This is a genomic window from Micromonospora marina, from assembly GCF_900091565.1.
Classification (GTDB): domain Bacteria; phylum Actinomycetota; class Actinomycetes; order Mycobacteriales; family Micromonosporaceae; genus Micromonospora; species Micromonospora marina.
Genome location: NZ_FMCV01000051.1, coordinates 1 through 7148 on the forward strand (window position 1 = coordinate 1; position 7148 = coordinate 7148).

Consider the following 7148-nt stretch of genomic DNA (forward strand, 5'->3'; position numbering starts at 1 on the left):
CCAGTGCCAGGCCCGCCTGCACAAAGCGATCGCCCGGCACACCGTGCTGGTCATGGCCGCCCTCGCGGTCTGCACGGTCACCGCCGCCGCGCTACGGGAACGTACCGACAGCCAGGCACCCCCACCGACCACACCCGACCAGCCACCACCGGCCGATCCCGGACTGATCCCGCTCACCGTGCCCGAGGTCGGACGACTCCTCGCCGACGCCCTGCACCACCCACCACCACCAGGACACGCCATCGACTGGCTCACCTGGCGACGCCGACACCAGGCCCGCGCCCGCTGGCACCACCAACGCACCCGCCTCAACCGCGAATACGCCCTGCTCACCTAGCAAATGGCGGCTGCCGTACTAAGGAGATCCTGCACGTCGTACTCATCAGTGACTGTCAGCGTAGACCGCCCGCTGTGGCGTCGGCCCAGTTCGCGTTCAACGTAGCGAAGTCGATCACCTAGCGAGAGCACCGCTTCAACCGCGTCGATTCGCTCTCCCGCGAACCTGGTAGCGCCAGCGCTCTTTTCAGTCTTAAGTCGACCTCCTAGCAGTGCTTGCAGGATGTCGAGGATGGCACGGGCCTTCGTCGTGGTTGAGCCGGCGATTGCCCCGAAGTCACCGCTCTTAAATCGGGCCGCCTCTTCCTTTCCTTGCAGAAAGGAGAACAGCCCGATTTCGTTCAGCATGGCGATATTGTAAAGCTTTGGATGACGCACGTACGTCTCTCCGTATTCACCCCCGATGATGTCATCGAGGTCGTACAGCAGATGTTCGGACGGCCTCTGACCAGGATCCGTTCCGGCGAGATAGCGGTATCGGTTACGCAGCGCGTCAAATCCATACAATGAACTGTTCATGTTCCAATGAAGAACAACGGATCTGTCATGCTCTGTAAGATGCGCGTAGAACCTCTCCAAGAGCCCAATCTCGCGCTGCTTGGTTTCAATCTCCGCCGGCATGTCGGCTAGGGAAAAAGCCTGCCGGGTCCCGTTCTTCAGGTTCGCGACGCCGATGCAGGAAACTGCGGGTGGGTGGTCTTTGGCTTCAGCCAGCGACTCACACGCGTAGTGCACCGCGATTACCTCCTGCCCGTCCTTGACGGCCCGACGGAGGTCGCGCATTTTCGCCGACTCGGTCATGCAATTCAGCCTTCCGGCTCGACTTGGACGATGGTGCGCTCGGGAAGGAGGACCGCCGAGAGCGGTGCATCCGGGAAGGTTCCGCAGCCAGTGTCAACGCAGATGAGTGAGTCGGTAACGTATGGCTGACCCCCGCGCTGCACATAGTGACCGCATACCGTCAACTTCTGAAGCTCAGGAGGAGCCCCGAACAGGTCAAAGTGGGCGTCCAGCACCATAGCCTTGAGGTCTCGTGCGGCCGGATCCGACGGGTCGTATCCCATGTGGCTGACGAGAAACCCGTCGCTTTCGAGATGAGTGGCGCTGCTCTTGAGAACGGTCCTGTGTGCCTCAGGAAGATCCTGGCGGAAGGCCGCCAGCACGTTCGTCGGCACTGCCGTGTAGTAGCTGGCCACCGTGTGCATCCCGCCGTTTCGTAGGAAGGCAGCGGCCTTTCCGGTACTGAGGAAGTCCAACAGCGCCTGCTCGTGGTTGCCGCGCAGCAGCGTCGCGCCCGACGGCCAGCCGTCGACTAGCTCACAGACTAGGTCCAGCACTTTTGCGGAGTCCGGTCCGCGGTCGATGACATCCCCAACCAGGACCACATGACGTCCATGCAGGTGCCGTGAGTCGAGCATCCGGGCCAGCAGATCGTATCGGCCATGGACATCTCCAATGACCGCCAGCGCACTGCTCATATCGGTGGCGCTCCCAACGCCGTGTACTCGAACCCGTCGGTCCCGCCTGCCAACGCCTGGATCATGAGCGTGGCCGCGTAGGGGGAGTCGTAGAGCAGTTCGGCTGCCAGCGAGTCCAGCGTCGTGCCGGCCAGCGGAACGTCTCCCACCAGGTCGACGACCGCAGAGTACAACGTGTGTAGGTCGTCGGCTAGAGGAGGCTCAAGTCGCAAGCGCAGCGCGCGCTGCATCGATGGCACCCCCAGCCTCGCAGCTACGACGTCCGGGGCAAATTCAGGCTCACCACGGTCGGCAAGTACGGCGTAACAGACGGTGCGCGCTACGTAGATACCGAGCTTGCGCAGGCCGTCCCAGTGGTCTGCCGCATCTTCGACGGTAAGTGCACGAGCGGCGGCGGTCAGCTCCGCGATCGCGTTTGTGAAGTTCGTGGGACGCGCATAACTGCCCAAGATCTCTGACAGCACTCCTTCAGGATCCTCGACCACGTAGCCGTCCATGCAGAGATGCAGCATGAACAGACTGCCCCGACTGCACATCTCCCACAGAGTGTCGATCGTGTAGGCGGTCACGTTGACGTTGCCGTCGGAGTACTTGCCGGGCCGCGCACGCACGACCTGCAGGACGTCGATGTCGCTGTCAGGGCGTTGGGTACCACGAGCTTGGCTCCCGTACAGCAAGATGGCAAGGTACGGCCCACGCACAGCGGCGCGCGCACGCGCGATCACATCCGCATGCGGCACCGGCCGCTGCATCTCGCCCCGGGCCTGCACGGAGTACGTGACCGTCATGCCTGTCAGAGTAATAGCGCCTCCCGACAGGATCCGGCCGCGCGGGGCGCGCACCTCGGCTTCCGCTCAACGGATGGTCGTCGGCGTGGTCTCCCGCCACAGTGACCAACCGTGGCCGACGTACGCGATTCGCTCGCCGACGCTGTGGAGTTGGGTAGCCAGCACGGGCAGCGCGTCCGCCGAGCGTGCGTCGCCGATGAGTTCAAGCATCCAGCAACGCAGGCCGTGGTTGGGTTCGCGGTTGAACTCGGTGATCAACTCTTCGAGGTGCTGCGCGGCGTGGGGTCGCAGCAGTTGGAATCCGTCTTCCTGCCTTGCGGGTCGCGGCTGCACATCAACTACATGGCGTGCTGGAACTGGTTCAGCACATCGTCACCGGTTGGCCGCCGCAAGTGGAGCGCGGCCAGGCCGCCCACTCGCCGGTGACGGTTCGGACGTCCGGGGCGTACGTTGGGTAAACTCATCCCTTCTCCGCCCAGGGACGCATCGCCTCGTAAGGCATGTTGCCTGCTCGGAGGTAGCCGGTTACTCCTTGGAACGAAGAGATTCGAACCGACGAGAACCTCGTGTCGAGCATCACTTCGCCCCTTGTCATTCGTTGTCAGAACCTACGCTTACCGAACGTCGCGGTCCTGGGCGTGTCGTTGATCGTCATAACCCATCGCCGACCTGCACGGACGCCATCATCAGCTCGTCAACGCCAGTCACTCATAGTCGACCCTTAGCAGGGATTTTCGGGGGGTGTCCCTATGGGTTTCGTCAAGCGGGGACGGGGCTGGTGGGGCGTGGTTGGTAGGGGATCTTGTCGCGGAGCATGGCGAACAGGACGTCGCAGCGACGGCGGGCGAGGCATGAGGGCGGCGTTGTGGCGTTTGCCCTCGGCGCGTTTGCGGTCGTAGTAGGCCCTGCTCACGGGGTCGGCCAGGGCTGCGAACGCGGCGAGGAAGAACGCGCGTTTGAGGTTCTTGTTGCCGCCGCGGGGTGGGTGTTCACCGCGGATGCTGCTGCCGGATCGTCGGGTCACCGGAGCAAGGCCGGCGTAGGCGGCGAGGTGGCCGGGAGTTGGGAAGGCGGTGCCGTCGCCGACTTCCAGCAGGATCCGAGCGGCGGTCCTGACACCGATGCCCGGCATCGAAGTCAGGACCGGGGCAAGAGGGTGCGCATCAAGCATCCTCTCGACCTCGCCGGCGACCTGGTCTCGCTGGCGCAGGACATCGCGGAGGCTGTCAGCCAGGCGAGGCAGGATCGTCTCCGCCGCCTGAGTGCCCGGGACGGTCACGGTCTGCTCGTCGAGAGCGGCCATGATCTGCTCGACGAGCCGGTCACCCATGCGAGGTGCGTGGACAGTGGCGATCGAGGCCAGCTTGCGGCGGCCGGCCTTGCGCAGGCCGACGGGGCCACCGCAGCGGGACAGCAGTTCCAGCACCGCCTTGTGATGCACTTTCGGGCCAAGGACCCGTTCCAGAGCAGGGTGGATCTGGGTAAGCAGGCCCCGGATGCGGTTGGACACGCGGGTGGCTTCGCCCGCGAAGTCGTCATCGAAGCCGACCAGGACCTCCAGCTCGGCCATAGCCTCATCACCGACGTCGACCCGCCGCAGGGTGTGCGGCAAGGTGCGGGCCGCATCGGCGATGACGTAGGCGTCGCGGGCGTCGGTCTTCGCCGCACCGGGGTGCAGGTCAGCGATGCGGCGCATGGCCAGGCCGGGCAGGTAGGCCACCTGATGCCCGCAGGCCCGAGCCACCGCTACCGGCAAGGCGCCGATCGAGGCCGGCTGGTCGACCACCACCAAGACCGTGCCGTGGCGGGCCAGCTTGTCGAACAGCTGCCTCAGCCGGACCTCGGTATTCGGCAACGCCGCGTCGTGCAGCCGCTTGCCGTCCGGGCTCAGCCCAACCGCGTGGTGATTACCTTTGCCGACGTCCAAGCCGAGGTAGACGCCGTATCCGTCCTGCACCGCACCCGCCTCCACGCGTCGCCTCGTGGCCTCGGCCGCTGGTCTGAGCGTCGGACTGCCGGCAGCCACGTTACGAAGAGACCTACCCCAACACGGGTGGCCGTGTCCCTATCAGCGGTCCGCCAACGCCACCCGACCCGGCGACAACACCCCCCGGATCATCGAAACGACAGGGGCAGGAAGTCATACCGGGCCGGGCAACCGAGGGTCCCCGGCTGGGGACGATCAAAAGGTAACGGGGGTAAACGGGGGCACCGTTGGTATCGCCGGCACGTTCGCGCCCCCACCAAACGCCCCGTCCGGGGCTCGCCTCGCTGCCCCGATTCAAGGAGACAGTGGCAGCCAGGGCGGCTGAACCATCGAAGTGCACGGATGAGTTCCGGCGTGACGCGCTCGACCCAGGACGGTGCCTGTCCGGCAGTTTGCTCGGACAGGCACCGTCACTGGTTGATCATCCTTACGTGACGTTCTGAACTACCCGACGGCGAAGTGCGCCTATATCGATACCTGCGTCGATGAGAAGCTGCGCAGCTGCCCCATCTTCGGCCAACACTGCCCTAAGGAGATGAGATGTCCCCACGGCTTGGTGGCCGTGCTCTCGTGCGATGGTGGTCGCTTGTTCCATGGCACGAGCCGCCACGGAACTCCAGGATGGGTCTCCGGGTTTGCCCGTGTCCCAGAAGCGAGACGAGGATTCTCCAACGGGCAACGCATCCCGCTCCACTTCGGCGAGAGACTCGGCCGCCGACTGAGCCTGCGCGAAGTCGAACCCAGCCTCAATCAGCAGCTTTCCGCCCTCATTGTGCGGTAGGTAGGGCTTCCGCAAGCGCTCGCCCACTGCCTTGAGTTGCACGTCCATGCTGACGATCGCCAGCAGCACCGAGCTACTCTGGACGATGCCGTGCCCGGTAACCACCGCCTGGCGCATTACTTCGCGTTCGAGGCACGCCAGGACCGGCCCGCCCCACTTAGTCTGCCGCCTGGTGAGGCGGGCCATCAGAGCCGGGATCCAGCGCACGGGCCAGGGGCCGCTGCTCTGGGCGGCCCCGAAGGCCCGGAGCGGATCGACCAGCGGGGCGAAAGGAGTCGGCTCAGCGCTGAGTTCAGCCGCTCCGATGTGCCGACGAGTGGCAGCAATGTCGAGGCCGACGCGATCGGACAGGGCAAGGACAGTGGGCTCTGTCGGGTCGAGTAGCCCCAGTAGCAGGTGCGGCATGCCGAGCCGTGTCACCTCGGCAGCGCGGGCCGAGGTGACAGCCCTGGCGAGTGCAGCGCCAATCGAGGCGGACCATGTCGGCTCGTGCTTCCGGTCGGTGGCCGGGTTGGCTCGGAGTATCCACCAGCGGGCTTCTCGCAATGCTCCGGCGTACCGCGATCCAGTGAGCCCGGCCCCATCTTGAGGGCCCGGAAGATCCTGCCGTGGCGTGGTAGCGCGTCCTTCCGCGACCTGCCTGCCCAGGATCCGGCCAGCCTGGTCGTCGTTACGTGCCGCCGCCACCAGTAACTGGCCGGGATCGACTACAGGATGACCGTCGGCCAGCGCGTAATAGTAGGCGGCCCGCAGCACGTCGGCAACCTGCTCACCGACGGGCGGGTCAACGGTCTCAGTCGTCATGAGTACCTACCCTTGGGCATGCAACGCCATTTCGTTATGGCGCCGAAAATGAAACCAGCTGTGAACGCTATGGCCTTCCCTGACCAGCCGCCGACACGCGCGTTGCTTATGAGTTTATAGAAGGACCACCCACAATCCAGGCCTCGCTTCACCCGTTCGTTGGAACTGAATACCTTGGCTTTTCCTACCGCCCACCAGAACGCTCGCCACAGGTGCGGCTTCGCCTTGTCGACCAGGTACTTCAGTGCCCTCTTGCAGAATTGTTTTCCGATCCGGCAGGCGAGAGCGACCGCCCGCGCCAGTGAGAGGACTGCGGCAACAGCAGCGATGAACGCGGGCAGCGCCTTGCCATTGAGGTCTGTCTGGTTCACGGGATCGGCGCAGGTGTACTCATAGCGGTTGCAGCTACCGCCGTACACAGGGTCCACCTGGAGGAAACGGCCGGTGGTCGGATTGTAGAGCCTTACACCCATCAGGACGATCCCGGATGGTGTGTCGGCGGCCCGTTGCTTACTGCCGAGCCAGCGGTAGCGTTCGGTACCGGCGCCGGCGTTGCGCGCAAGCCCGTACTCGGTCGACTCGCTGGCCCACGACAACCCGTCGTCGCTTTCGTTGATACCGGCGACGTGTCAAGCCCCGGGTTTGATGGAGAGTTGGTTAGCTGGTTTTCAGGGGTGTGGTGACCGGTTGGGTCATCGCGTGGAGTGCTTCGTGCTCCGCTGGCGGGACGTGTCCGAGTTCGCCGTGGAGGCGTCGGTTGTTGTACCAGTCGATGTACTCGACGGTGGCCATCTCCAGGTCGTCGAGTCCGCGCCACGGGCCTTGGTTGCGGACGAGTTCGGCCTTGTACAACGAGTTGAACGCCTCGGCCATGGCGTTGTCGTACGAGTCGCCCTTGGAGCCGACGGAGGCGACGGCGCCGGCTTCGGCGAGGCGCTGGCTGTAGCGGATCGCTCGATATTGGACTCCTCGGT

General features: G+C 64.8%; 7 protein-coding genes and 2 pseudogenes. 2 read left to right on the top strand and 7 right to left on the bottom strand.

From position 1 onward, the window contains the following. Positions 1–337 (top strand): annotated as a pseudogene (locus GA0070215_RS27560) (IS701 family transposase); the annotation flags it as partial. Here GA0070215_RS27560 and GA0070215_RS27565 read toward each other — a convergent pair. Genes GA0070215_RS27565 through GA0070215_RS27575 form a run of 3 tightly spaced genes read right to left on the bottom strand, consistent with a single transcriptional unit; the run spans position 334 to position 2602 of the window. Beyond that, a complete protein-coding gene (locus tag GA0070215_RS27565; protein ID WP_091051726.1) occupies positions 334–1137 on the bottom strand; it encodes a hypothetical protein in 804 nt (267 codons plus the stop codon). The pseudogene GA0070215_RS27560 and the gene GA0070215_RS27565 overlap by 4 nt on opposite strands. A 5-nt stretch (positions 1138–1142) precedes the next feature. After that, a complete protein-coding gene (locus tag GA0070215_RS27570; RefSeq protein WP_091051730.1) occupies positions 1143–1814 on the bottom strand; it encodes a metallophosphoesterase in 672 nt (223 codons plus the stop codon). Next, positions 1811–2602: a nucleotidyltransferase domain-containing protein gene (locus GA0070215_RS27575; RefSeq protein ID WP_091051733.1), complete on the bottom strand. Its 792-nt coding sequence runs from the start codon at positions 2600–2602 to the stop codon at positions 1811–1813. Before GA0070215_RS27575 ends, GA0070215_RS27570 begins: the two co-directional genes overlap by 4 nt. A gap of 111 nt (positions 2603–2713) precedes the next feature. Between GA0070215_RS27575 and GA0070215_RS28590 the strand changes: the two genes are divergently transcribed. Then, positions 2714–3028: a hypothetical protein gene (locus GA0070215_RS28590; RefSeq protein WP_167361590.1), complete on the top strand. Its 315-nt coding sequence runs from the start codon at positions 2714–2716 to the stop codon at positions 3026–3028. A gap of 333 nt (positions 3029–3361) precedes the next feature. Here the strand turns inward: GA0070215_RS28590 and GA0070215_RS27585 are convergent. The 4 genes and pseudogenes from GA0070215_RS27585 to GA0070215_RS27600 form a co-directional block, all read right to left on the bottom strand. Then, positions 3362–4559: pseudogene (locus tag GA0070215_RS27585) on the bottom strand (IS110 family RNA-guided transposase). 457 nt (positions 4560–5016) lie between these two features. Then, on the bottom strand, positions 5017–6174 hold the full coding sequence (locus GA0070215_RS27590; RefSeq protein WP_091051737.1) for a Clp protease N-terminal domain-containing protein: 1158 nt from the start codon (positions 6172–6174) through the stop codon (positions 5017–5019). Next, complete coding sequence (locus tag GA0070215_RS27595; protein ID WP_244167181.1) at positions 6171–6770, bottom strand: RHS repeat domain-containing protein; 600 nt, start codon at positions 6768–6770, stop codon at positions 6171–6173. The genes GA0070215_RS27590 and GA0070215_RS27595 overlap by 4 nt, the downstream gene beginning before the upstream one ends. A gap of 61 nt (positions 6771–6831) precedes the next feature. Continuing rightward, positions 6832–7148 (bottom strand): integrase core domain-containing protein (locus GA0070215_RS27600; protein ID WP_141708200.1); only part of this gene is annotated, 317 nt, incomplete at its 5' end.

What these genes read in the sequence shown, in the direction of transcription:
- GA0070215_RS27565 (WP_091051726.1), bottom strand. Translation starts at nt 1,137, where the DNA reads ATGACCGAGTCGGCGAAAATGCGCGACCTCCGTCGGGCCGTCAAGGAC.
- GA0070215_RS27570 (WP_091051730.1), bottom strand. Translation starts at nt 1,814, where the DNA reads ATGAGCAGTGCGCTGGCGGTCATTGGAGATGTCCATGGCCGATACGAT.
- GA0070215_RS27575 (WP_091051733.1), bottom strand. Translation starts at nt 2,602, where the DNA reads ATGACGGTCACGTACTCCGTGCAGGCCCGGGGCGAGATGCAGCGGCCG.
- GA0070215_RS27590 (WP_091051737.1), bottom strand. Translation starts at nt 6,174, where the DNA reads ATGACGACTGAGACCGTTGACCCGCCCGTCGGTGAGCAGGTTGCCGAC.